The sequence below is a fragment of the Corallococcus sp. AB011P genome, from assembly GCF_003611605.1.
GTDB classification, from domain to species: domain Bacteria; phylum Myxococcota; class Myxococcia; order Myxococcales; family Myxococcaceae; genus Corallococcus; species Corallococcus coralloides.
In genome coordinates this window covers 38,556-61,487 of the sequence record NZ_RAVX01000014.1, presented here as the reverse complement: position 1 = coordinate 61,487, position 22,932 = coordinate 38,556, and the positions used below count along the sequence as shown (strand labels likewise).

Below are 22,932 nucleotides of genomic sequence, written 5' to 3'. Positions count from 1 at the left end.
GCCTCCCGCCAATCGCAACTCCTTTCCGGTGAACATCCATGGCAACTGACAGCACCAAGACCCCGGGCACCCAGGTGCCTGGGGGCGAGGCGACGCTGGAGGGCGGCAGCTACGAGGTCATCCGTGCGCGCCTCCTCTCCCAGGCGGACGCGCTGGCGACCCAGGCGAACGACCTCAACGGGCGGCGCAAGGCGCTGTTCGGTGGCACGGAGCTCACCGTCATTGGCAACGAGCGGGTGCGCACGGAGAACAACTGCGTCCCCCGCGACATCGTCAGCGTCGGGAAGTACCTCCTCTTCGGCTACAACGTCTTCATCGGCCTGAAGAAGGAGACGAACGTCTCGGACGTCTTCTCGCTGCACCGCTTCGAGAAGACGGCCGAGGGCTTCGACTTGTCCGCCGTGCCTCCCACGGAGGCCGGCGGCTTCCTCGCGGACCCCCGGTTCGTGAAGGACTTCGGCGAGCTGTACAAGTACTACAAGGACGCGAAGCTGCTGCAGCTGCGGCGGCGGGACTCGCGCCTGCTCGCGGTGTTCCAGACGGGCCTGTCCGCGCGCGACCTCAAGGTCTTCCGCTTCAACGTGGACGTAGAGGGCCGCGCCACCTACGTGGACAACCAGGGCGAGCGCGACCACGTCTACCCGCCGTCGCACGACTTCGAGTGGACGGTGGCCACGCGCGAGCAGTACGTGCTGGGCCAGCACCCGCACGTCAACGTGTTGGATCAGGTCTTCGTGGAGACGGTGAAGGGCGACCTCACCGTGAAGGTGGAGGACAACACCACCACCGGCCTGGGCATCTACAGCGAGCCGGTGGAAGACCCGGACCAGTCGCTGGACGACGCGGAGTTCGCCTGGACGCAGGTGGGCGGGATCATCCTCCTGCGCATCCTGCCGTTCCGGGAGAAGGCGTACCGCTACCTCGTCTTCAACTCGCGCACCCAGCACGTGGTGCGCATCGACGCCATCGGTCAGTCCTGCGTGCGGCTGCCGGAGGACCAGGGCATCGTCTTCCCGGGCGGCTACTACCTCCAGACGGGCGACTACAAGGTCTTCGAGGGCGCGTCGGAGGGGATGGAGTTCCATCAGGCGGTGCGCTCGCCCAACGGGGAGGACGTGCTCTACGTCTTCCACCGCCGGGACGACGGCGCCTACGTGCTCTTCCCGTACAACCTGGTGCGCAAGGAGGTTCAGACGCCGCTGCAGGCGCACGGCATGAGCCTCTTCGCGGACGGCGGGCTGGTGGTGTTCCGCGCCACGTCGCAGGAGCCCACGCGCGTGCACCCCATGCAGGTGTGGCAGACGCCGTTCGTCTCCGACGAGCACGCGGCGAAGCTGCCCCCCGCGCCGGGCTACCTGGGCAAGGTGGGCAACGCGGAGCTGGTGCGCGGCATCAGCGACGCGCTGACGCTGCCGCGCGTGGCGAAGACGGACAAGCCCACGCGCCGCACCTACGAGGACCTGGTCGCCGCGGCCACTCGCGCCCTGGACGCCTACTACTGGTTGTCCCACGCGGAAGTGGGGCTCCAGGAGCCCATCGAGCTGCTGCGCCGCACCTCCGAGCTCATCATCGATGAGTTCGAGAAGGTCCTCGCGATGCGCAAGCGCGCGGAGGAGTCGCTCGCGCAGGCGCTGCAGACGCAGGAGACGCTCCTGCTCAACGCGCAGCCGGAGGGGCTCACGGACGCGGAGGGCTTCATGCGCGCGCTGGCGGACCTGCGCCGGCACCGCGGGCATCTGATTACGTTGAAGGACGTCCGCTACATGGACCTGGGGCGCGTGGACGCCCTGGAGCAGGCGGTGGTGGCCGCGTCCGACGCGGTGAGCACCGCGTGCGTGGACTTCCTCCAGAAGGGTGAAGCGCTCCAGCCCCTGGCCTCGCGGCTGGACGGGCTGCTGGAGCGGCTGGAGCCGCTGACGACGACGGCCGAGCTGGCCCCGCTGGCCGAGGACGTGGATCGCACCGCCCAGGGCCTGGAGGTGCTGGGTGAAGTGGTGGGCGGGCTCCAGGTGGGCGACCCGCTGGCCCGGGCCCGGATTCTTGAAGGCATCTCCGAGCTGTTCAGCCGCCTGAACCGCGTACGCGCGGGCCTCCAGGCGAAGCGCAAGGAGCTGTCCGGCAAGGAGAAGCGCGCGGAGTTCGGCGCGCAGTTCAAGCTGCTGGGCCAGAGCATCGAGAACGCGCTGTCGCAGGCGGACTCGCCGGAGAAGTGCGACGAGGCGCTCTCCAAGCTCACCGTGCTGCTGGAGGAACTGGAAGGCCGCTTCGGCGAGTTCGACGAGTTCCTGGGGCAGATCACCCAGAAGCGCGAGGAGCTGCTGGAGGCCTTCGGCGCGCGCAAGCAGGCGCTGGTGGACGAGCGTCAGCGCCGGGCCTCGGGCCTCTTCGGCGCGGCGGAGCGCATCCTCCAGGGCGTGCAGCGCCGGGCGAAGTCGTTCAAGGCGGACGACGAGCTCAACGCCTACTTCGCGTCCGACGCGATGATCCTCAAGCTGCGGCAGCTGGCTGAACAGCTGCTGGCGCTCCAGGACAGCGTGCGCGCGGACGAAGTGCTTTCGCGGGTGAAGTCCGCGAAGCAGGACGCCCTGCGCGCCCTGCGCGACAAGCAGGACCTGTTCGAGGGTGGCGAAGGCCTCATCAAGCTGGGGCCCTACCGCTTCCACGTCAACACGCAGCCGCTGGAGCTGACGCTCGTCCCTCGCGACGGCGCGCTGTACCTCCAGCTCACCGGCTCCGACTACACCCAGAAGGTGGAGGATCCGGAGCTGCTGAAGTACCGCGAGCTCTGGGATCAGCACCTGGTCTCCGAGACGCGCGAGGTGTACCGCGCGGAGTACCTGGCCGCGGGCCTGCTGATGGATGCGGAGGAGGGGAAGGGCGGCCTCACGCTCACTGCGCTGTACGAGGCCGGCGCGCAGGGGCAGCTGATGGAGCGCGTGCGCGCGTACGCGGCGGACCGCTTCGACGAGGGCTACGAGCGCGGTGTGCACGACGCGGACGCGACGGCGCTCCTGGAGAAGCTGCTCGCGCTGCACCAGGGCGCGGGCCTGCTGCGCTTCGCTCCGGTGCCTCGCGCCTGGGCCGCGCTGTACTGGGCGTTCGACCCGGACGACACGCTCCGCGGTGTGTTCCACCGGCGCGCGCGCAGCCTCGCGCGGCTGCGGCAGGCGTTCGACATCGGCTCGGACCTGGTGGCGCTGGGTGACGAGCTGGGCGAGCGCGTGCTCGCGTTCCTCCAGGGCCACGGCCTCACGGCTTCGCCCGCGGAGGGCCGGCAGGCGGGCCGCTACCTCGTGGAGGAGCTGGCGGTGGACCGCCCTCGCTTCACCACCAGCCGCGAGGCCCTGGCGCTGAAGGACGCCTTCCTCTCGCACCTGGACCGCCACGGTTCGCGCACCGCGTTCGATGACGACCTGCGCGGCCTGGAGAAGAACCTGCCGGAGCGCCTGCGCATCGCCCGCGCCTGGGTGGACGCGTTCCTCGCGAAGCGCGAGGGCGGCCCGGGTGACGCGGCGCACGTCGCGCTGGAAGCGGCGGTGGTGCTGCTCACCGAGCGCAAGCTGGACCGCGAGACGGCCGGCGCCATTACCGCCACGGAGGCCACGGGCCTGCTGGGCAGCCACCCGCGCGTCCAGGACCGCAAGCTGTCCCTGCGCCTGGACGAGTTCCTGTCGCGGCTGGGCGAGTTCCGTCAGGTGCGCGTGCCCGCGTACGTGGCCTACCGCTCGTACCTGCGGGACCTGCTGGACCGCGAGCGGCGCAAGCTGCGGCTGGAGGAGCTGACGCCCAAGGTGCTCACGAGCTTCGTGCGCAACCGGCTCATCGACGAGGTGTACCTGCCGCTCATCGGCGCGAACCTGGCCAAGCAGCTGGGCGCGGCGGGCGAGGGCAAGCGCACGGACCGCATGGGCATGCTGCTGCTCATGTCTCCGCCGGGCTACGGCAAGACGACGCTGATGGAGTACGTGGCCAGCCGCCTGGGCCTCACCTTCGTGAAGGTGAACGGGCCGGCGCTGGGCCACTCCGTGAAGTCGCTGGATCCGTCGGAGGCGCCCAACGCCACCGCGCGGCAGGAGGTGGAGCGCATCAACCTGTCCTTCGAGATGGGCAACAACGTGATGCTCTACCTCGACGACATCCAGCACACGGACCCGGAGCTGCTCCAGAAGTTCATCTCCCTGTGCGACGGCCAGCGCCGCGTGGAGGGTGTCTGGAATGGCCAGACGCGCACGTATGATCTGCGCGGCAAGAAGTTCTGCGTGGTGATGGCGGGCAACCCGTACACGGAGACGGGCGAGCGCTTCCGCATCCCGGACATGCTCGCCAACCGCGCGGACACCTACAACCTGGGTGACATCCTGGACGGCAAGGAGGACCTGTTCGCGCTCAGCTACCTGGAGAACGCGCTCACCTCCAACCCGGTGCTCGCGCCGCTGGCCACGCGCGACCCGCAGGACGTGCACCGCCTCATCCGGATGGCCAAGGGCGAGGACGTCCCCTCCGGCGAGCTGAAGCACGGCTACGCGGCGGCGGAGCTGCAAGAGATTGTCGCCGTCTTCCAGCGGCTGTTCCGCGTGCAGCAGGTGCTGCTCAAGGTGAACCTCCAGTACATCGCGTCCGCCGCGCAGGACGAGCGCTTCCGCACGGAGCCGCCGTTCAAGTTGCAGGGCAGCTACCGCAACATGGGCAAGATGGCGGAGAAGGTCGTCTCCGCGATGACGGACGACGAGCTGGAGCGCCGCATCGACGACCACTACCAGGGCGAATCCCAGACGCTCACCACGGCGGCTGAGCAGAACCTGCTCAAGCTCCAGGAGATGCGCGGGCGCCTGACGCCGGAGAAGGCGAAGCGCTGGGAGGAGATCAAGCAGGGCTTCGCCCGCGTGAAGCGCATGGGGGGCAAGGAGGACGACCCCGTGGCGCGCGTCACCGGACAGCTGGGCGCCATCGAGGAACAGCTGGGCTCCGTGCGCGACGCGGTGGTGCAGGCCGCCGCGCAGGCGAACGCCCCCAGCGAGGACACGCCCGTGGCCCCGCACCTGGAGGCCCTGCGCGAGGCCGTGCTGGAGGTGGCCCGCGTCAGCCGCGAGGCCGCCCAGAAGCCGCCGGCCCCGGTGCAGGTGGCCCTCCCGGCGATGCCCGCCCCGGTGGCCCAGGCTCCGGCCACGGACCTGGCCCCGTACCTCAAGCACCTGGCGCACCTGCTCAAGGCCCTCACCGAGCGCGTGGCCGCCCAGGCGGAGGAGGCGCCCACGCTGCGCAACGCGCCCATGCCCCAGGCGCCCGCGCCGGACTTCGGCCCGTACATGGCGCAGCTCTCCAAGGCGATTACTGCCCTGGCGGACCGGCCGGTGTCGGTGTCCCTTCCTTCCCAGGCGGAGTCGCTCCAGCGCGCCGCGAACGGCCCGTCTCCGGCGGAGCTGAGCCGGCAGATCGAGCTGGTGGAGGGGGCGCTGCTGCCCCTGGAGCGCGCCGCCCGCCGCAACGTGCAGGGCGAAGGCGAGCGCATCCAGGCGCTCCAGGTCTGGCAGGGGGTCACTGAAGCCCTGGAGCTGCTGCGCGGCATGCTGCGGCGCTAGGGATTGCGAAAAGGGCTTTCAACGTCTGGCATTGCGCACTAGGACGGGGGGCTGTCTGCCCCCAACCCTGGAGTGCAATCCCATGCTGAACCTCAAGTCTGTTGTCTCTCTTTGCGCCGTCGCGGGCCTCACGGCGTGTGGTGCTGGCGTGGAGGGGGAGGACGGCCTCGCCACCCAGGAGTCCGCGCTGGTGACGGGGACGTCCCAGGGCTGCACCTTCACGGTGTCGTCCGCGACGCGGGCGGGAACCTTTCCTCCCATCTATGACGTCACCGTCACTCGCGCGGCGGATGCCACCTGTGCCTTCGGCGCGGGCAGCGTGGTGGTGGGCTCCTCCACCGGCACTTCGCCCACGCTGTCGCTGGCGGCCAACGACCTGGGCGTGGCCGTGAGCTACACGTACAAGACCAGCGTCAGCGGCAGCTCGCCCCAGTCCCTGGGCCTCAAGCACGTGGATCCGGACACGCTGGCCATCGTCCGCTCCACGGGGCTGTCCATCTTCCTGGGCTCGGGCTCCATCTACTCGGGCAGCCTGTCCATCGCGTCCAACGGGACGACGCTCACCGTGTCCGGCACGAAGAGCGGCACCATCTCCGGCCAGACGGGCTCGGGGAACAACTACGTGGCCAGCTACGTGAACTTCTTCACCAGCACCACGGCCCCGTCCATCATGACGTTCTGATGCCGTGACGGACGGGGCGGCGGAGCGCGCGTCTACTTCTGGGGCGCGAACTGCTCCGCCCCGTCCACGCTGCCGTCGTCCAGCACCTTGTCCACGGAGTCCACCAGCTGCTGGCCGTCCTGTGCGGTGACGCGCAGCTGGAAGCGGCCCTCGCCCACGCCCGAGTCGGTGACGAAGTAGTTGTAGCTCTCTCGCTTCAGCGCCTTCCAATCACCGTCGCGCTTCCACTCCAGCTTCTGGATGGGCAGCCGGTGGTTGCGCACCTGGATGGCCGTCCACCAGGGATTGCTGCCGTCCTTGAAGTGGTACTTCACCGGGCCGGCCACGTCGCAGGACACCGGCGTCCAGGTGATGCTCACCCGGCCGTCCTTCTCCTCCGCGATCTTGTCGAAGGCCTTGCGCGACAGGTCCAGGTGGCCCTTATCGCAATCCGGGCACTGGTCCACGATGCGCACGCGCACGTTGCCCTTGGGCCCCACGATGTCCACGCACTGGCCGCAGGCGGCGCTGTTGTCGTACTGCTCGCGGTTCATCGCGGCCACCATCAGGTCGCCGCCCTTGTCGTAGCTGCAGTTGCCGGCACCGGTGGCGTCGTAGAAGGTCGCAATCCCTTTCTGCTCGGAGCCCAGGGCCACGCCCCCGCCAGAGGCGGAGTCCCCGCATGCCCCACAGGCAAGCGAGGTCAGGGCCAACACCAACGCATTTTGCAACGAAGCGGGTCGGTTCATACCGCGCATTATACACGCGTCGCTCCGCGTCAAGGACAGACAGGACTCCGTGTGTTGGTTCTGTCAGACGGGCTTGTTAGCGTCCGGGCCTTCCCCCTCCCCAAAAAAGGAAAGGAATTCCCATGATGAACAAGCTGACGTCCGTGGTGTGTCTGGGCTCCGCCCTCGTGCTCTCCGCCTGTGGTGGTCCGGAGCAGGAGGACGGCGCGGAGCTCGCGCAGCAGCGCGCGCGGCTGACCACGGCGACCTCGCAGGGCTGTGACTACTCCGTGTCCACGGTGCAGATCACCACCTCGCCGCCGCAGTACGAAGTCGTGTTGACCCGCACGGGCGGCACCAGCTGCACCCTGACGACCGGCGCTTCGCAGGTCATCCAGAGCGTCCCGCTGAGCGCGCCGGGCACCGTGTCGCTCGTCGGCTCGAACCTGGGGCTCGCGGTGGGCTTCGTGATGAAGAACGGATGGAGCGGCTCGGCGGCCCACATCATGGCCGTGCGCGCCGTGGACCCCACGACGCTCTCCACCACGCGCAACGCGGACATCTACTGCGACTACATGACGGGCAGCATCAGCACGGGCAGCATCAGCACCACCGGGACCAACCTGAGCGTCTCCGGCACCAAGGCGTGCAAGATCAACAACAAGTCGGGCACCTACTGGTTCGCGAGCTTCACCGACTTCTTCACCACCACCACGCCCCCCGTCATCACCGTCATCTGAAGCACCCCTGAAAAAAGCCCTGCCCGCCACCGGTGCATCCCCGGTGGCGGGCAGAGCCCCCCTTGCTGCGCGTTCCCCGGTGCGTCGTGCTGGGTGCTGCTTTCAGCGGCCGCTGGCCGACGCGGTCGTCAGCGCGCGGGCCTGGCCGATGAGACGGACGAATTCGGTGCGGTCGGAGTCACCGCCCACGGCGCCCTCCGCCAGCTTCTGCGTGGTGGCCAGGCTCCACCCTTCCGCGGCGGGTGCGGCGCGGAGGATGTCCGCGGTGGCGGCCACGGCGACGGCGAAGCGGAAGTCACTGGACGCGGCCTCCATGGACGGCTTCAGCTTGGCGCGGGTGAGCGGGAAGGCCTGCTCCTTGGCCTCCGTGCCGTTGGGCGCCTTGGCGCGGATGCGCACGGTGGCCAGGTCCTGCGCCTCGCCGGTGAGCTCCACCTCGTAGAGCGCCGTCACGGTGTGGCCCGCGCCAATCTCGCCCGCGTCCACCTTGTCGTCGCGGAAGTCCTTGTCCGCGATGTCGCGGTTCTCGTAGCCCATCAGGCGGTAGCGGGTGACGGCCTTCGGGTTGAACTCCACCTGGAACTTCACGTCCTTCGCGATGACCTCCAGCGTGCCGGTGAGCTGCGTCTCGAAGACCTTGCGCGCCTCCTTCATGCTGTCCACGTAGAAGCTGTTGCCGTTGCCCTTGTCGGCCAACTGCTCCATCAGCGAGTCGTGGTAGTTGCCCATGCCGAAGCCCACCGTGGTGAGGGTGACGCCCTCGGCCACGTACTTCTCGATGCTGGCCAGCATGGCCTTGGGGGTGAGGTTGGGGCCGATGTTGGCGTCGCCGTCCGTGAGCACCACCACGCGGGACACCACGCCGCCCGCGGCCTTCTTCACCGCGTGTTTGTAGGCCGTCTCCATGCCGGAGCCCATGGCCGTGCCACCGCCCGCGACCAGCGTGTCCAGCGCCGCGTGGATCTTCTTCACGTCCGTGGCGGGCGTGGGCGCCAGCACGTCCCGCGTGGAGCCCGCGTAGGTGACGAGCGCCACGGTGTCGTTCTCGTTGAGGTTCTTCACCGCGACCTTGATGGATTCAATGGCCAGCGGCAGCTTGTCCGACGACGCCATGGAGCCGCTGGTGTCCACCAGGAACACCAGGTGCGCGGGCTTGCGCTGCGAGCGGGAGACGACCTTGCCCTGCACGCCCACGCGCACGAACTGGCGGCGCGCGTTGAAGGGCGAGGGCGCGCCCTCCAGGTGCACCGTGAAGGCGCCTTCCTCCGGCGGCGTGTAGCGGTACTTGAAGTAGTTGACGAACTCCTCCACGCGCACCGCGTGGGTGGGGGGCAGCTGGCCCTGCTGCAGGTAGCGCCGCGCCATGGAGTAGGAGGCCGTGTCCACGTCCGCCGCGAAGGTGGACAGGTTGTCCTTGTCCGTCTCGGTGAAGGCGTTGGCCTTGTAGGTCTCGAAGACGTTGCCGCCCTCGGCGACGCCCTTGTCACCGTCCATCTCCATCTTGCGCTTTTCCAGGGGCTGCTGGGGCTGAGCCGGGGCGCCACCCAGGGCGCCCGTCGCCGCGCCCATGGTCATGGCGGCCTTGGCCTCCTTCGCCGGAGGGGCGCGCCGCATGGCGGGCTCCGGTGCAGCCAGGGCGTCGGAAGCCTCACGCTCCTCGACCATCAAGGGCGCGGGCGCGGCGGCGACGTCACCGCGCTTCTTGGCGGCCGGGGCCGCGGCCGGGGTGGAGGGCGGCGGAGGCGCCATCCGGGCGGTGAAGTTCTCGTCCTTGGGGGCGCTCTGGGTGGTCGCCGTGGCCTGGGGCTTGAGCTCGTTGCGCGCCGACACGCCCTGCGCCGGCTCCATCGAGGAGCACGCGCTCACGAGGCTGGCACAGAGGAGGGCACCACTGACGAAGGACACGCGGCGCTTCGAGAAGAAGGGGGACATGGGCGGCTCCGGGACGACGGGAGGAAGTCAGCGTGCCCCTGGAAACGGCCGACCTCCGGAATGGGTTTATCCGGTGAATTTTTCCCGGGTCCGGACGTGGGCCGCGCTTGCGTGGGGGGACCCCTTTTGCGACGGTCCCCGGCCATGGAGACGACACGACCGTTCCGGATTCTGGGCATCCAGCAGATCGCCATCGGGGGGCTGGACAAGGGCGCCCTGCGCAAGCTGTGGGTGGACACGCTGGGCCTGACGGCCCACGGCACCTACCGCAGCGAGAAGGAGAACGTGGACGAGGACATCGTCGTGGCGGGCGCGGGCCCCTTCAAGGTGGAGGTGGACTTGATGCAGCCCGTCAACCCCGACGGCCGTCCCAAGGTGCACGACCCGGCGCTCAACCACGTGGGCCTGTGGGTGGACGACCTGGCGGTGGCCGTCAAGTGGCTGGAAGGGCAGGGCATGCGCTTCACGCCCGGCGGCATCCGCAAGGGCGCGGCGGGCTTCGACGTGTGCTTCATCCACCCGAAGGCCAGTGATCAGTTCCCGCTGAGCGGCGAGGGCGTGCTGATTGAGCTGGTGCAGGCCCCGCCGGAGATCATCCGCGCCTTCGAGCAGGCCGCAGCCAACGCGGCGCACTGAGCAGCCACTGGGTGGCGCGCGCGAAGGCCTTCTTCACCGCGCGCTCCACCGGATCCCACGCGACGCACAGCACGAACGTGCACGCGATGAGCAGCGCGAGCAGGCCGGCGTACTTCAGCCACCCGCTGGAGTCGCCCCACAGCTTCTGGAACGAGAAGACGCCGAAGACGCGGTAGTACAGCAGCATCTCGTGGAAGAAGTACGCGGACAGCGACGCGGTGCCAAAGACTTCCAGGAAGCGGCGCGCGCGCGAGGGCTTCGCGTCCGGCGCCATCCGTCCCTCCACCCACAGCATCACGAGCAGCACCGCGCAGACCCACATGAAGCGGGTGGCGGAGTTGGACGGGTTGGTGACGAAGAAGCGGTGCGGTGGGTAGAGGTTGGTGAGCACGCCCGGCATCAGCGTGCCCAGAAGCCCCAGCGCGATGAGGAAGCCCAGGGCTCGCGCCAGGCCCTTGCGGCCCCACGCGCCCGCGATGCAGCCCGCGAAGGCGCCCAGCCACGCGAAGCCCACCCATGGCACCAGCGGGAAGGGGGCCCAGTTGGACTTGCGCAGGAACGACGCCCAGGGCTCGCCCGCGGAGTCGCTGAAGGGCGCCAGCGCGAACGCCACCATCGCCAGGACGAAGGCGGTGCCCGCGAGCACGCGCGGTCGTGAGGCCAGCAGCGCGGCCATGGGCAGGGTGAGCAGCAGGCACAGCCCCACGCAGTGGAGGATGTCCAGGCGCAGCAGCCACACGGGTTCGGAGCGGATGGGGAACCACACCCAGTTGACGAGCGCGGCGACGGCGAACACCTCCGCGATGCGGCGCAGGTTGCGGGGGACACGTTCGTGCAGCGCGCCCGCGGCGGCGCTGCGGACCATGAGCAGCGCCAGCGCGAACCCGGCGGAGAAGATGAACGCGGGGGCCACCAGCCCGTCCACCTTGAGCAGCCGTCCGGTCCACACGCTCTTGCGCAGCTCGGGGGTGAGCAGCACGAGCGCATGGGTCTGGATCATGAAGAGGACGGAGAGGCCGCGCAGCCAGTCGATGGCGCGCACGCGCTCGCGGGAGGCGGGAACGGCGGAGGGCAGGGTGCTCACGGGGGGCGCTACCCTACGTCGGTCCCGCGGGCGGTTGCACGCGCTCGCGGGACCGGGAACTGGTTGGACTACCAGCTGACGGCGTCGAGGTAGACCGTGCCCTTCCACGTGCCCGTCGTCTGGAGCTCCACGCCCAGTTGGTACAGCGGGGTGCTGGAGCCGGAGGGCAGCTTCACGGTGATGGCGTTCCACGTGCCGGCCTTGAGGCTGCTGACGGCGATCCAGTTGCCCGTCCAGCGCCAGTTCGCGGAGGCGCCTTCCAGGGTGTAGGGCTGGACGCCGGTGATCTTGCTGCCAGTGGGCAGCCACAGCTGGAACGTCACCGTCTTCCCGGACGGCACGGCCGCGTTGGACACGGCCACCGTGCCCTTGCCGGACGTGCCGTTGAAGGGCACGGCCAGCGAACGGGTGCCCGCGAAGGCCTTGGCCGTCGTGTTGCTCACGGCGGACAGCGCGGCGCCGCTGGCGGTCCAGCCCTGCGCGCCGGACTCGAAGCCGTACTTCGACGGGTCGGCCGGAGTGCCCGCGTCGGAGGAACCGGTGCCGCCGTCCACGCCGCCGTCGGTGCCACCATCGGGACGAGTGCCGCCGTCGGGGGGGCCCGCGTCGACCGGCGGGGTGCCGGCGTCCACGGTGCCACCATCGGTGGATCCGCCGCCGCCCGGGGGCGGAAGCGTGGTGCCGGCCGCGGGCAGGATCAGTCCACCCGCGTTGAGGAACGTGCCCGCGCGCTGCTTCAGGTAGGGCTGACCGTCGGTGCCCTGGTCGTTCTGGTAGGAACTCTGGCCGCCCGCGCCCGCGCCGTACATCAGGGCGACGACGCCCACGTTGGCGAACTTGCGCCGGTGCGCATCACCGCTCGCGCCGAAGAAGTACTCGGTGCGGTTGTCCTTGTAGCCCTGGCGCGCCCCGCCGCTGTTGTTGATGTTGAGGTGGTTGGAGTTGCCCAGCGGGATCTGCCACAGCATCCAGCGCTTGCCGGAGGTCTGGTTCCAGAGGCGCAGCCACTCCGCGTAGCGGTTGTACGAGCGCGACGTGAGCGACGCCGCATCGCTCATGTCCCACGTGTGATCCGCGCCCTGCGTGAGCCGGTAGAAGTCCGCGTCGCGATCCAGAGGGTCGCCCACGATCACGTCGTAGGTGGCGCCGGTGACGTTGGTGCCCAGGCCCAGCGGCTTGAGGAAGTTGACGACCTTGTCCACCTCCGGCTGGAGCGGATCCGTGAGCGAGTTGAACGCGATGTCCTTGCCGCTGGCCCACGCGGAGATGTGCAGGCCCAGCACGACGTTGTTCGCGCCCACGGCCTTGCGCAGCTGGAGGAACGCCAGGCTCCACCCTGCGACGGTGTTGGGCAGGCCCGCGAGCTCTGGCATCCCCGAGGAGGCGATGGCCGCGGGGGTGTTGGGGTTGGAGGCCGTCTGGAACTGGAGGAAGCCGACCGCGTCCGGCTCCACGTGGAGGATGACCGGGCTGCCAAAGGTCTTCGCGCGCTGGAGGAGCAGCTTCACGTCCTCGAAGTAGGAGCGCATGGTGGAGGCGTTCTTCAGCTTCGCGAGCGTCTCCTGCTCGCCGCCACCCGGCTCACCGAAGAGCTGGTAGTAGGTGACGACGGGGACGTAGCCCTGCGCCTTCGTCTCCGTGAAGAAGCTGGCGGCCCAGCTGCCGTCACGGGCGCCGTAGCCCCAGTTGTCCGCCCAGCCCTTGGTGAAGTAGCGGTAGCGCGCGTCCCACGGCACGTTGCTGTCCCGCATCCAGTTCTGGCCGGCCTCCTCGAAGAGGCCCACCATCAAGCGATTCTGGAATGCCGGGGGCACGGGGCCCTGCACACCCGTGGCGGCCTGGGCGGACAGCGCCCCGAGACACGTCAGCGTCAGCAGCGCCGCGAAGGCGCGTCGAATGGTGTTGGTCATGGAGGCGCTAGTACGCTCAGGCGCCCCCAGTCCTTCCGGTCCTGGCCTGCATCGCCCCTGAGCGGCCGCTCACCCGCCATGCCACCAGTCGCCCCCCGGCCCGCCAGGTGACCGGGCTCCAGGCAGTGGCGTCATCGATGCGTTGCGGGCACGCTCACGGAGGGCAGACCAATCCCGGTTCATTGGCATCCACATCCTGGAGCGCGAGCAGACACGTGAGCGCGTCTGGATCCACGGAGTCCATCAGGTACGTGCGGCGCCACAGCAATGCGGCGAAGCGCTTGGGCAGTTGCGAGTCCGGAGCGACGAGCGCGCGGCGCACGCCATTGCTGCCCACCGCGGCCTTCGCCATCGCGGACTCCAGCTTCGCGACCTCGTCGGCGCAGCCCTCCGGGCAGTTGTAGAGGAACACCGCGTGGCCGTGCTCCAGGTTGTGGATCCACGAACAGGGCGGCTGCTCCGCGGTGTAGCTGCGGCACGACAGCCACGTGGGGCAGTGCAGGCCGGAGTTGGGCGGGTTCTCACCGTTGCCGCACGCGGTGCTGCCGCACGAACTCACGTGATTGGCCGGTGACATGTCTGACAGCGGAAACGAATACCGCTCGCAGGCTTCGCCACCGGGGTTGGGCGGATCATCGTTCGTCGAACCGCAGGCGAGACACAGCGAGAAGAGGAGGGCGGAGAGGGCGCGAGGCATTCACTCCGTCATATCGCAACGGCCCTGAGCGCCTCATCCCGGCGCCACGCCACGCCGCTCCACGTCCCGGCCGCTCAGCCCCCGGAAGCCCAGGGCATCCATCAGGCGCAGGAAGTCCGCGGGAGGCAGGCTGCCACCCGTGGCCCGCGAATGGCCGTGCGCGAACGAGCCCCCCATCGACGGCAGCTCCAGGCCCCGCAGCATCGCGAGCAGGTCCACCGGCTCGCGGCTTCGCAGCACGAAGTTCACGCGGCCGGGCAGGTAGCCCGTGTTGGCGGCGACGACGATTTGGTCCGGCAACCGCTGCACCCAGCGCATGGCCACCAGCGGGTGCACCTGCGCCTCGGAGCTGAACAGCAGGAGCGCCAGGTTGCCCGCGAAGCGCGGCGGCGTCTTCGCGCACCGGGCCACCTCGCGCTGCACCTCCAGGCGGCAGTCGCGCAGCGCGTCCACGCCGGGCACGCGCCCCTCCGCGATGTCCGTCGCGCTGCCCGCGCGCAAGAGCACCTGCATCGCCAGCGGCGCCGCGAACCGGCTGGAGCGGCGGGCCGCGTTGAGCAGCGCCACCGCCTCCGTGACGGACGAGCGCTTCGCCCGCCGCAGCGCGTCCTTGAGGAACGGCATCGGCGCGTCCGCGCCCAGGTCCGCCACCGTCCCCAGCACCGCCAGCCACTCCAGCGGGCCGGGTACGACGAACGAGGACGTGAGCACGTACGTGAGCAGGCTCGTGTTCGCCACGGGCCCATGGCCGTAGGCGGTGAGCACCTGCGCACCGGAGGGGAATGCCTCCGACGCGTGGTGATCCACCACCAGGGTGGGCACGCCGGGAAGCAGCGGCTCCGCGCGGCTGCCCATGTCCAGCACCACCAGTGCCTCGGTGGAGGAGGCTCCCAGCCGCTCTAGGAAGCCCGGGTGGTGGACGTCCTCTCCCTTGCCTGGCAGGCGCGCTGTCGGCCGGGCCCCCAGGGACTGGAGTGCCCGCAGCATCAGCACTCCAGACGTGAGCCCGTCCACGTCCGTGTGCGGGGCCACGAGTACGTGCTTGTCCCGGCACGCTTCCAGGAACTCGCGCGCCTGGTCCATCGCCGCCTCTGGAGCCGGCCAGTGCGCGTCTTTCGTGTGTCCCAGAAGCATGAAGCAAAGCTGTCACTGCCTGTAGCGGCACGGCAGGGCGCGTCCGTCGTGGCTGGTTGCCCTCCGGACGGGCCCCCGCGTCCAGTCGCACGCGCGAGCGTGGCGACCTTTGCAGGCATGGAAGGCCTTTCGACCTATCGGCTGGGCTACGTGGCCCAATCCCTGACGCTGGGCGTGAGCGCCAGCCACACCTGCCGTCTCGCCACCGCGACGCCGCAGCGCCTGGAGGCGCTCGCCGCACAGAACCTGGAGGAGCTGGAGCAGCTGCTGCGCTTCAACGCGGAGCACGGCATCCACCCGTTTCGCATCGGCTCGTCGCTCATCCCGTTCGGCTCGCACCCGGTGAACACGCTGCCGTGGTGGAAGACCTTCGCGGGGACCTTCGCCACGCTGGCCCGCATCGCGCGCCAGTCCCACCAGCGCCTGTCCCTGCATCCGTCTCCGGCCGGCGCGTCGCAGTCCTCGCGCCACGAACGCGTGCGCGACGCCGCCATCGCGGAACTGCGCTACAGCGCGCGCGTGTTGGACCTTTTGGAGGCGGGCCCCGAGTGCCGCGTCGTCATCCACGTGGGCGGTGCCGCCCCCAGCCGCCCGGAAGCGCTGGACGCCGCGCACCGCATGCTGGACACGCTGCCGGAGGACCTGCGTCAGCGGATCACCATCGAACACGATGACAAGGTCTGGACCGATCGCGAGGTGCTGCCGCTGGCTCGCGAGCACGGCGTACCCATGGTGGGGGACAACCTGCACAACGCGGTGCTGCCGTCGGATCCACCCATGTCCGTCGAGGAGCTGGTGCGTGAAGCGTCAGCCACCTGGCGCGCACTGGACCTGCGGCCCAAATTCCACCTGGCGTCACAGAAGGCAGGCGGGCGGCCCGGCGCGCACTCGGACCTCATCGTCCCGGCGGACTTCCGCGCCATGGTGGCCGCGCTCGACGGGCCCGCGGACTTCATGCTGGAGGCGAAGGAGAAGGACCGCGCGGTTTTCGCACTGCGTCGGGAGGCGATGTCTCAGCGTCCACCCAGGGGACAGGGCGCGCGGGCCCCGTGACTTCGCGGGTGCGAGGGCAGGGCACTTCCCATAGTGTCCGCGCCCATGACCCGCACTCCCCAGTCCTTGATGCGCGCGGCCCTGGCCGCCCTGTCGCTCGCGGCGCCCGCCGCCAGCGCGCAGACGACGCCCGCTCCGGTCGCGAAGGCCACGCCCGCTCCGGCCGCGAAGGCCACGCCCGCTCCGGCCGCGAAGGCCACGCCCGCGGAGGCGAAGCAGTTCGCCGAAAAGCTCAACGCGGACCTGAAGCAGCTCTGGACCCGCCAGGCCACCGCCGAGTGGATCAAGAGCACGTACATCACCGACGACACGGAGCGGAACGCCGCCTCCGTCAACGAAGAGGTGATGGCCTACGTCAACAACGCCATCAAGGACTCGCGCCGCTTCGACGGGCTGAAGCTGGACGCGGACACCGCGCGCATGCTGCACCTGTTGCGCGTGTCCCAGACGCTGCCCGCCCCGGCCGACCCCAAGCAGCGCGCGGAGCTGGCCGCCACCGCCGCGAAGCTGGAGGGCCTCTATGGCAAGGGCAAGTACTGCGGCAAGGACGGCAAGGGGAAGTGCCGCGACCTGGAGGAGCTGTCCGACGTCATCGCGGAGAGCCGCAACGCGGACGAGCTCCTGGACGCGTGGACCGGCTGGCACGCCATCAGCCGCCCCATGCGCCCGCTCTACACGCAGCTGGTGAACCTCTCCAACTCGGGCGCGAAGGACATCGGCTTCAACGACCTGGGCACGCTGTGGCGGTCGTCCTACGACATGACCCCGGCGGAGTTCGAGAAGGAGGCGCAGCGCCTCTGGGGCCAGGTCAAGCCCATGTACGACGAGCTGCACTGCTACGTGCGCGGCCGGCTCGCGAAGCAGTACGGCGAAGCGGCCGTGCCCGCCGGCAAGCCCATCCCCGCGCACCTGTTGGGCAACATGTGGGCGCAGGAGTGGAACAACATCTACCCGCTGGTGGAGCCGTTCCCCGGCCAGGCCAGCCTGGATGTGGGCAGCGCCCTGGTGAAGCAGGGCTACGACTCGCAGAAGATGGTGAAGCTGGGTGAGAAGTTCTTCACCTCGCTGGACCTCAAGCCGCTGCCGCAGACCTTCTGGGAGCGCTCGCAGTTCACCAAGCCGAAGGACCGCGACGTCGTCTGCCACGCGTCCGCCTGGGACGTGACGTACGACAACGACCTGCGCATCAAGATGTGCATCAAGCCCACCGAGGAGGACCTGGTCACCATCCACCACGAGCTGGGCCACAACTACTACTACACGTACTACTACAAGCTCCCCGTCCTCTTTCAGGCCGGCGCCAACGACGGCTTCCACGAGGCCATTGGCGACGCGCTCACGCTCTCCATCACCCCGGCCTACCTCCAGCAGGCGGGCCTGCTCAACGCGGTGGAGAAGAACGACAAGAACGTCATCAACCTCCAGCTGAAGGACGCGCTGGAGAAGGTGGCCTTCCTGCCCTTCGGCCTGCTGGTGGACCAGTGGCGCTGGGACGTGTTCAGCGGGAAGGTGAAGCCGGCGGACTACAACAAGAGCTGGTGGGCGATGCGCACGAAGTACCAGGGCATCGCCGCGCCGGTGGCCCGCACGGAGCAGGACTTCGACGCGGGCGCCAAGTACCACGTGCCCGCCAACGTGCCGTACACGCGCTACTTCCTCGCGCGGATCCTCCAGTTCCAGTTCCACAAGGCGCTGTGCGAGGCCGCCGGCATCAAGGGCCCCCTCAACGAGTGCTCCATCTACGGCAACAAGGCCGCGGGCGCGCGCCTGCAGGCCATGCTGGAGCTGGGCGCGAGCAAGCCGTGGCCGGACGCGCTGTCCGCCATGACGGGCACCCGCCAGATGGATGCCACGCCGATGCTGGAGTACTTCGCCCCGCTGCGTCGCTGGCTCCAGGAGCAGAACAAGGGCCAGAAGTGCGGCTGGTGACGTTTGCCTGGTGATGTTTCCTGGGAGTGGACTTCGCCCGGGACGGGCGCTTAGGCTTGTGCCCGTCTTGTAGGGTCGAACTCTGTAGGACCGGACGGCGACTCTTCCTGTCCGCGATGAAAGAAGAACAGCAAATGGCGACTGGTACCGTGAAGTGGTTCAACGACGCGAAGGGCTTCGGCTTCATCACGCAGGACGGCGGCGGCGAGGACGTGTTCTGCCACCACACCGCCATCAACATGGACGGCTTCCGCACCCTGGCCGAGGGCCAGAAGGTGGAGTTCGAAGTCACCAAGGGCCCCAAGGGCCTGCAGGCGCAGAACGTTCGCGCCGCCTGAGCCTGACCGTTTCCTGATTCACCCAAGAAGGTCCGACTCTCACCGGGTCGGGCCTTCTGTATTTTCCGGAGCCCGCATGTCCGCCTTCCGTCTGCGCTTCCTTCCCCTGGTGGCCGCCCTCGGGTGCGCCACGTCCTCCACCTCCACGGCCCCCACGCCGCCAGCCCCTGCCACCGCGTCGGCGACGTCCGCGCCCGTGTCGAAGGCGTCGCTGGCCGCGCTCAAGCAGGAGCTGGTGAATCAGCACGGCGAACCGCAGCGCGCCCGCATCGAGCGCGGCGTGGATCAGGTGGCCGCGCTCTGGCGCCCGGAGGACGGGGACCTGACGGCCTTCGCGCGCGAGCAGTTCCTGCCCACCGGCCCCCAACTGGACGCGACGTTCACGCGCTTCGAAGGGTTGTTCGAACAGTTCGACGGCCACATGAACGAGCTGGGCCGCGAACTCCAGTGGTTCACGGACCTGGACCTGGGCCCGCTGTTGCCGGTGGAGCCGTTGCTCGCGGCGTATGACCCGTCCGCCAACGTCACGTCGGACCTGTTCAACGCGAAGCCGGGCTTCGTCGTGCTGCTCAACTTCCCGCTCACCACGCTGGCCGAGCGCGTGAAGGAGGGCCCGTCGTGGACGCGGCGCCAGTGGGCGGAGGCGAAGCTCGCGTCGCGCTTCAACCGGCGCGTGCCCGCGGCGGTGGAGCAGAAGGTGTCGCAGGCCATCGCGGACGCGAACCTCTACATCGCCGAGTACAACGTCTGGATGCACCACCTGGTGGACGCGAAGGGCCAGCGCCTCTTCCCCCAGGGGCTGCGCCTCATCAGCCACTGGAACCTGCGCGACGAGCTGAAGGCGGACTACACGGATCCGCAAGGGCTGGCGAAGCAGCGGATGATCGTCCAGGTGATGGAGCGCATCGTCACGCAGAGCATCCCCGCCGCCGTCATCGACAACCCGCGCGTGGACTGGGATCCGTTCACCAACAAGGTCACGGTGGCGCCGCCGGAGACGGTGGAGGCGAACGCGCCCCAGCGAGCCACGAAGGCGGACGCCGCGCCGGAGCCGGACACGCGCTACGCGCGGCTGCTCGCCACGTTCAATGCATCGCGGAAGGTGGACCCGTATTCGCCGGTGGCGCCCACGCGCATCGCCCGCGCCTTCGAACTGGACCGGGGCCTGCCGGAGGAGCGCGTGCGCGCGCTGCTCACCCAGATATTGGAGTCACCGCTGGTGCCTCGCGTGGCGAAGCTCATCGAGTCCCGCCTGGGCCGCCCGCTGGAGCCGCAGGACCTGTGGTACCCGGGCTTCCGTCCGGGCTCGAAGGTGCCGGAGGCACAGCTGGATGCGCTGACGCGCAAGCGCTACCCCACGGCGGACGCCTTCGCGCGCGACATCCCGCGCATCCTCCAGGGCCTGGGCTTCACGCGGGAGAAGGCGGACGTGCTCGCGTCGTACATCCGCGTGGACGCCTCCCGAGGCGCGGGCCATGCCCAGCAGGCGCTGCGCCGGGGCGACTTCCCCCGCCTGCGCACGCGCGTGGAGAAGGGGGGCATGGACTACAAGGGCTACAACATCGCGGTGCACGAGCTGGGGCACAACGTGGAGCAGGTCTTCAGCCTGTACCAGGTGGACCACACGCTCCTGTCCGGCGTCCCCAACAACGCCTTCACGGAGGCACTGGCCTTCGTCTTCCAGGCGCGCGACTTGGAGCTGCTGGGCCTGGGCCAGCCGGACGCGGCCAGCGAGCGCGAGCGGGTGCTCAACGACTTCTGGCAGACGTGGGAGATCGCCGGCGTGGCGCTGGTGGACATGGCCACGTGGCACTGGATGTACGAACACCCGGACGCCACGCCCGCCCAGCTGCGCGACGCGGTGGCCGGCCTGTCGCGCGACGTGTGGAACCGCTACTACGCGCCGGTGCTGGGGCGGAAGGACAGCCCGGTGCTGGGCATCTACAGCCACATGATCAGCTACCCGCTGTACCTGCCGGACTACCCGCTCGGGCACCTCATCGCCTTCCAGATTGAAGGGCACCTGAAGCAGCACGGCCCGCTGGGCGCGGAGTTCGAGCGCATGGCCACCTTCGGCTCCGTCACCCCGGACGAATGGATGCGCCACGCCACCGGCGCCCCCGTCAGCGCGGACGCATTGTTGCGCGCCACCGAAGCCGCACTGTGATAGTTCGGGCATTCCCCATTTCACTCATCTGGAGGATTGACCTTGAATTTCATCTCTCGTGCGCTGGTGCTGGGTTCCCTGTCGGCGATGGTCGGCTGTGCCACGACGAAGGGCGGCACGAAGACCCCGGACACGACGGAGCCGACGCCCGGTACCGCGTCGCTGGTCGACTACTGCGACGACACGCAGAAGGCGATCTCCAAGGAGGCGGACACGCTGGCCAGCCCCTACGGGATTGATCAGCACCTGGACAAGAACTTCCCGGACCGCAAGGTGTCGTGGCTGATGACGGACAGCGCGTACCAGAAGTTCGTGGTGCAGACGGGCGCGAAGAACTTCGGCCGCTGCAACGACGTGGGCTGCTACCTGTTCGCGGCGCCGTCCGCGTCCATCCACGGCGCGGTGGAGAAGGCGAAGACGGCGGACGGCAAGCATGACCCGGCGGTGCTGGGCCAGGCGCTGGGCCTGCCGGCGAAGAACTTCGAAGGCCCCCTGCGGATGATGACGCTGGACCTGGGCGCGCAGAAGGTCTGCACGCGCCTGCCGGTGGACGCGGATCCGGGCGTGTGGAAGTGCCAGACGCCGGAGGACACCGACTGCTTCAAGTTCGGCGGCTACACGTCCGGCGGCGCGCCTGAGGTGATGGTCATCAACGCGCCGGTGGCGGACACTCAGGTGGCGGAGATTCCGTGAGCGACGAGGAGGTGCTCCTCCAGAGCCCCCTCCTGTACCGCGTGCTGCGCGAACGGGACGGGGCGCTGTCCATCGAGGTCGTGGTGGGCGGCATCGTCCAGTTCGAGGTGCGCGTGCGCCTGAACGCGGAGGAGACGGAGTCCTTCCATAAGGAGGGACGCGCCTTCGCGGACCGCATGGCCCAGGCCATCATGGCCAATCCGCCCTTCGGTGGCCGGTCCGTGAAGCTGTCCGCACCGTGACGCCTTCGCGGGGACCCGCCGCATGCGGGTCCCCGTCGCAAGGACGCTACGGTGTGGCGGCGGTGTTGCCGGGGATCTCCACCAGCTCCACCTCGAAGGTGAGCACGGCGTTGGGCGGGATGCGCGAGCCCGTGGGCGGGCGCTCTCCGTACGCGGTGCTCGCGGGGCAGGTGAGCTTCGCCTTGCCGCCGACCTTCATCTTCTGCACGCCCTGGGTCCAGCAGGGGATGACGCCGTTGAGCGGGAACTCCACCGCCATGCCGCGCTTGTAGGAGCTGTCGAACTCCGAGCCGTCCACCAGCGTGCCCTGGTAGTGCACCTTCACGGTGTCGATGGCGCGGGGCGACTTGCCGGTGCCGGCCTTGAGCTCGCGGTAGATGACGCCGGAGGGCAGCCGGGTGGCCCCGGGCTCCTTGGACGCGCGATCCAGCGTGGCGACGTTGACCTGGGCCATGCGCGCCTTGGCGAGCGTCTGGAGCTTCGCCGCGTACTCCTTCGGATCCACCGCGGGCGGAGTGCCGGCGACCGCGTCCTGGATGCCGCGCTGGAGCAGCGCCAGCTCCTCGGGGGTGAGGGCGAGCGCCGTCACGCTCTGGCCCAGCGAGAGGCCGAGCGAATAGATGGTCTTCTGATCATCCGTCTTGAGCTCCAGGGGCGCCTGGGCGGGGGCGGCCTTCGCGGCGGCCTCGGGCGCGGCGGCCGGCTTGGAGTTCTTCGTCGGGGCCTGGGCCAGGGCGAGGCCCGGAGCACCGAGCATCAGGACCAGGGCTGCCTTCCACTGCATACGCATGCTTCCGCCTTTCACGAGAATGGGGGCGACTATAGGGCCGCTCGAGCGCCGTGGGTCATCCGTGCGCACAGGCCAACGCGAAGAATCCAGCGAGCGGAAAACCACGGCGCACGCAGGCCTGCCTGGGGCGCGGGAAGGCCGCCGTTTTCTTGCGCGCATGGCGTCTGAACGTACTGTGCCTTCAGGTCGCTGCACCCCCGCAGCAGCCTGTTGCACCAGCTGGAGGTCATGAGCCAATGAGCGAGAAGCGGAAGGCCAATCGGGCGCCCCTGGACATCTACCTCAACAAGTACATGGGCGGCGTGCCGTACATGACCCGGGCCGCGGACATCAGCCAGGAAGGCGTCAGCCTCTCCCGCCTCATCGAGCCCCAGCACGACGCGCGCCGCGTGGGCCTCCAGTTCCAGCTCCCCGGCTCCGAGGAGATCATCTACGCCGAGGGTGAAGTCGTACGCGAGTGGAAGGAACTGGGCCGCAAGGAGCAGTCCGGCGTGCGCTTCACGCTGCTCACCGAGCGGCACCGCAAGATGATCGACGCCTACGTCGACCGTCACACCGAAGGCAACTGACACGAGGCGTTACCCTCCGCGTGCGTCACCGCGATTGCGCGGTGCCACCG

Annotated in this window: 18 protein-coding genes; 11 read left to right on the top strand and 7 right to left on the bottom strand. The window is 69.4% G+C overall.

All coding sequences use genetic code 11. The features are described from left to right. The first annotated feature begins 38 nt into the window (after window positions 1-38). Both D7X30_RS28395 and D7X30_RS28390 read left to right on the top strand, forming a co-directional pair. Window positions 39-5,579, top strand: coding sequence for a DNA repair ATPase (locus D7X30_RS28395; protein ID WP_120566109.1), 5,541 nt, complete (start codon window positions 39-41; stop codon window positions 5,577-5,579). Window positions 5,580-5,661: 82 nt separating this feature from the next. Further along, a complete protein-coding gene (locus D7X30_RS28390; RefSeq protein ID WP_120566108.1) occupies window positions 5,662-6,261 on the top strand; it encodes a hypothetical protein in 600 nt (199 codons plus the stop codon). Between the two features lie 32 nt (window positions 6,262-6,293). Here the strand turns inward: D7X30_RS28390 and D7X30_RS28385 are convergent, their stop codons facing one another. Further along, window positions 6,294-6,896, bottom strand: a complete 603-nt coding sequence (locus D7X30_RS28385) for an expansin EXLX1 family cellulose-binding protein (protein ID WP_120566107.1) — start codon at window positions 6,894-6,896, stop codon at window positions 6,294-6,296. Window positions 6,897-7,111: 215 nt separating this feature from the next. On the opposite strand from D7X30_RS28385, the gene D7X30_RS28380 reads away from it, so the two are divergent. After that, window positions 7,112-7,708 (top strand): hypothetical protein, encoded by a 597-nt coding sequence (locus D7X30_RS28380; RefSeq protein ID WP_120566106.1) that lies wholly within the window; start codon window positions 7,112-7,114, stop codon window positions 7,706-7,708. Window positions 7,709-7,810: 102 nt separating this feature from the next. Here the strand turns inward: D7X30_RS28380 and D7X30_RS28375 are convergent, their stop codons facing one another. After that, window positions 7,811-9,640 carry a von Willebrand factor type A domain-containing protein gene (locus D7X30_RS28375; RefSeq protein ID WP_120566105.1) on the bottom strand — a complete coding sequence of 610 codons (1,830 nt, stop codon included), beginning with the start codon at window positions 9,638-9,640 and terminating at the stop codon, window positions 7,811-7,813. Window positions 9,641-9,784: 144 nt separating this feature from the next. On the opposite strand from D7X30_RS28375, the gene D7X30_RS28370 reads away from it, so the two are divergent. Then, window positions 9,785-10,276, top strand: a complete 492-nt coding sequence (locus D7X30_RS28370) for a VOC family protein (RefSeq protein ID WP_120566104.1) — start codon at window positions 9,785-9,787, stop codon at window positions 10,274-10,276. Here D7X30_RS28370 and D7X30_RS28365 read toward each other — a convergent pair. The 4 genes from D7X30_RS28365 to D7X30_RS28350 all read right to left on the bottom strand — a co-directional run bounded on the left by D7X30_RS28365 (window position 10,233) and on the right by D7X30_RS28350 (window position 15,101). After that, window positions 10,233-11,360, bottom strand: coding sequence for a heparan-alpha-glucosaminide N-acetyltransferase domain-containing protein (locus D7X30_RS28365; protein ID WP_120566103.1), 1,128 nt, complete (start codon window positions 11,358-11,360; stop codon window positions 10,233-10,235). The two genes, D7X30_RS28370 and D7X30_RS28365, sit on opposite strands and share 44 nt — an antisense overlap. Before the next feature lie 68 nt (window positions 11,361-11,428). Next, window positions 11,429-13,270 (bottom strand): hypothetical protein, encoded by a 1,842-nt coding sequence (locus tag D7X30_RS28360; protein WP_120566102.1) that lies wholly within the window; start codon window positions 13,268-13,270, stop codon window positions 11,429-11,431. 154 nt (window positions 13,271-13,424) lie between these two features. Further along, window positions 13,425-13,967 (bottom strand): DUF3105 domain-containing protein, encoded by a 543-nt coding sequence (locus tag D7X30_RS28355; RefSeq protein ID WP_120566101.1) that lies wholly within the window; start codon window positions 13,965-13,967, stop codon window positions 13,425-13,427. 33 nt (window positions 13,968-14,000) lie between these two features. Then, window positions 14,001-15,101, bottom strand: a complete 1,101-nt coding sequence (locus D7X30_RS28350) for a DHH family phosphoesterase (RefSeq protein ID WP_120566100.1) — start codon at window positions 15,099-15,101, stop codon at window positions 14,001-14,003. A gap of 117 nt (window positions 15,102-15,218) precedes the next feature. Here D7X30_RS28350 and uvsE point away from each other — a divergent pair, with 117 nt between their 5' ends. The 6 genes from uvsE (at window position 15,219) to D7X30_RS28320 (ending at window position 21,523) form a co-directional block, all read left to right on the top strand. Further along, on the top strand, window positions 15,219-16,154 hold the full coding sequence (gene uvsE, locus D7X30_RS28345; protein WP_233591826.1) for a UV DNA damage repair endonuclease UvsE: 936 nt from the start codon (window positions 15,219-15,221) through the stop codon (window positions 16,152-16,154). A gap of 45 nt (window positions 16,155-16,199) precedes the next feature. Next, window positions 16,200-18,083, top strand: a complete 1,884-nt coding sequence (locus D7X30_RS28340) for a M2 family metallopeptidase (RefSeq protein WP_120566098.1) — start codon at window positions 16,200-16,202, stop codon at window positions 18,081-18,083. A gap of 134 nt (window positions 18,084-18,217) precedes the next feature. Beyond that, the gene (locus tag D7X30_RS28335) at window positions 18,218-18,421 is read left to right on the top strand and encodes a cold-shock protein (RefSeq protein ID WP_014397260.1); all 204 of its coding nucleotides are present in this window, start codon (window positions 18,218-18,220) and stop codon (window positions 18,419-18,421) included. A gap of 76 nt (window positions 18,422-18,497) precedes the next feature. Next, window positions 18,498-20,588: a hypothetical protein gene (locus D7X30_RS28330; RefSeq protein ID WP_120566097.1), complete on the top strand. Its 2,091-nt coding sequence runs from the start codon at window positions 18,498-18,500 to the stop codon at window positions 20,586-20,588. A gap of 42 nt (window positions 20,589-20,630) precedes the next feature. Continuing rightward, window positions 20,631-21,281: a hypothetical protein gene (locus D7X30_RS28325; RefSeq protein ID WP_120566096.1), complete on the top strand. Its 651-nt coding sequence runs from the start codon at window positions 20,631-20,633 to the stop codon at window positions 21,279-21,281. Beyond that, a complete protein-coding gene (locus D7X30_RS28320; protein WP_120566095.1) occupies window positions 21,278-21,523 on the top strand; it encodes a hypothetical protein in 246 nt (81 codons plus the stop codon). Before D7X30_RS28325 ends, D7X30_RS28320 begins: the two co-directional genes overlap by 4 nt. Before the next feature lie 46 nt (window positions 21,524-21,569). On the opposite strand, the gene D7X30_RS28315 is transcribed toward D7X30_RS28320, so the two are convergent. Further along, window positions 21,570-22,313, bottom strand: a complete 744-nt coding sequence (locus D7X30_RS28315) for an FKBP-type peptidyl-prolyl cis-trans isomerase (RefSeq protein WP_120566094.1) — start codon at window positions 22,311-22,313, stop codon at window positions 21,570-21,572. Window positions 22,314-22,549: 236 nt separating this feature from the next. On the opposite strand from D7X30_RS28315, the gene D7X30_RS28310 reads away from it, so the two are divergent. Further along, window positions 22,550-22,882 (top strand): PilZ domain-containing protein, encoded by a 333-nt coding sequence (locus tag D7X30_RS28310; protein WP_120566093.1) that lies wholly within the window; start codon window positions 22,550-22,552, stop codon window positions 22,880-22,882. Window positions 22,883-22,932: the final 50 nt, after the last annotated feature.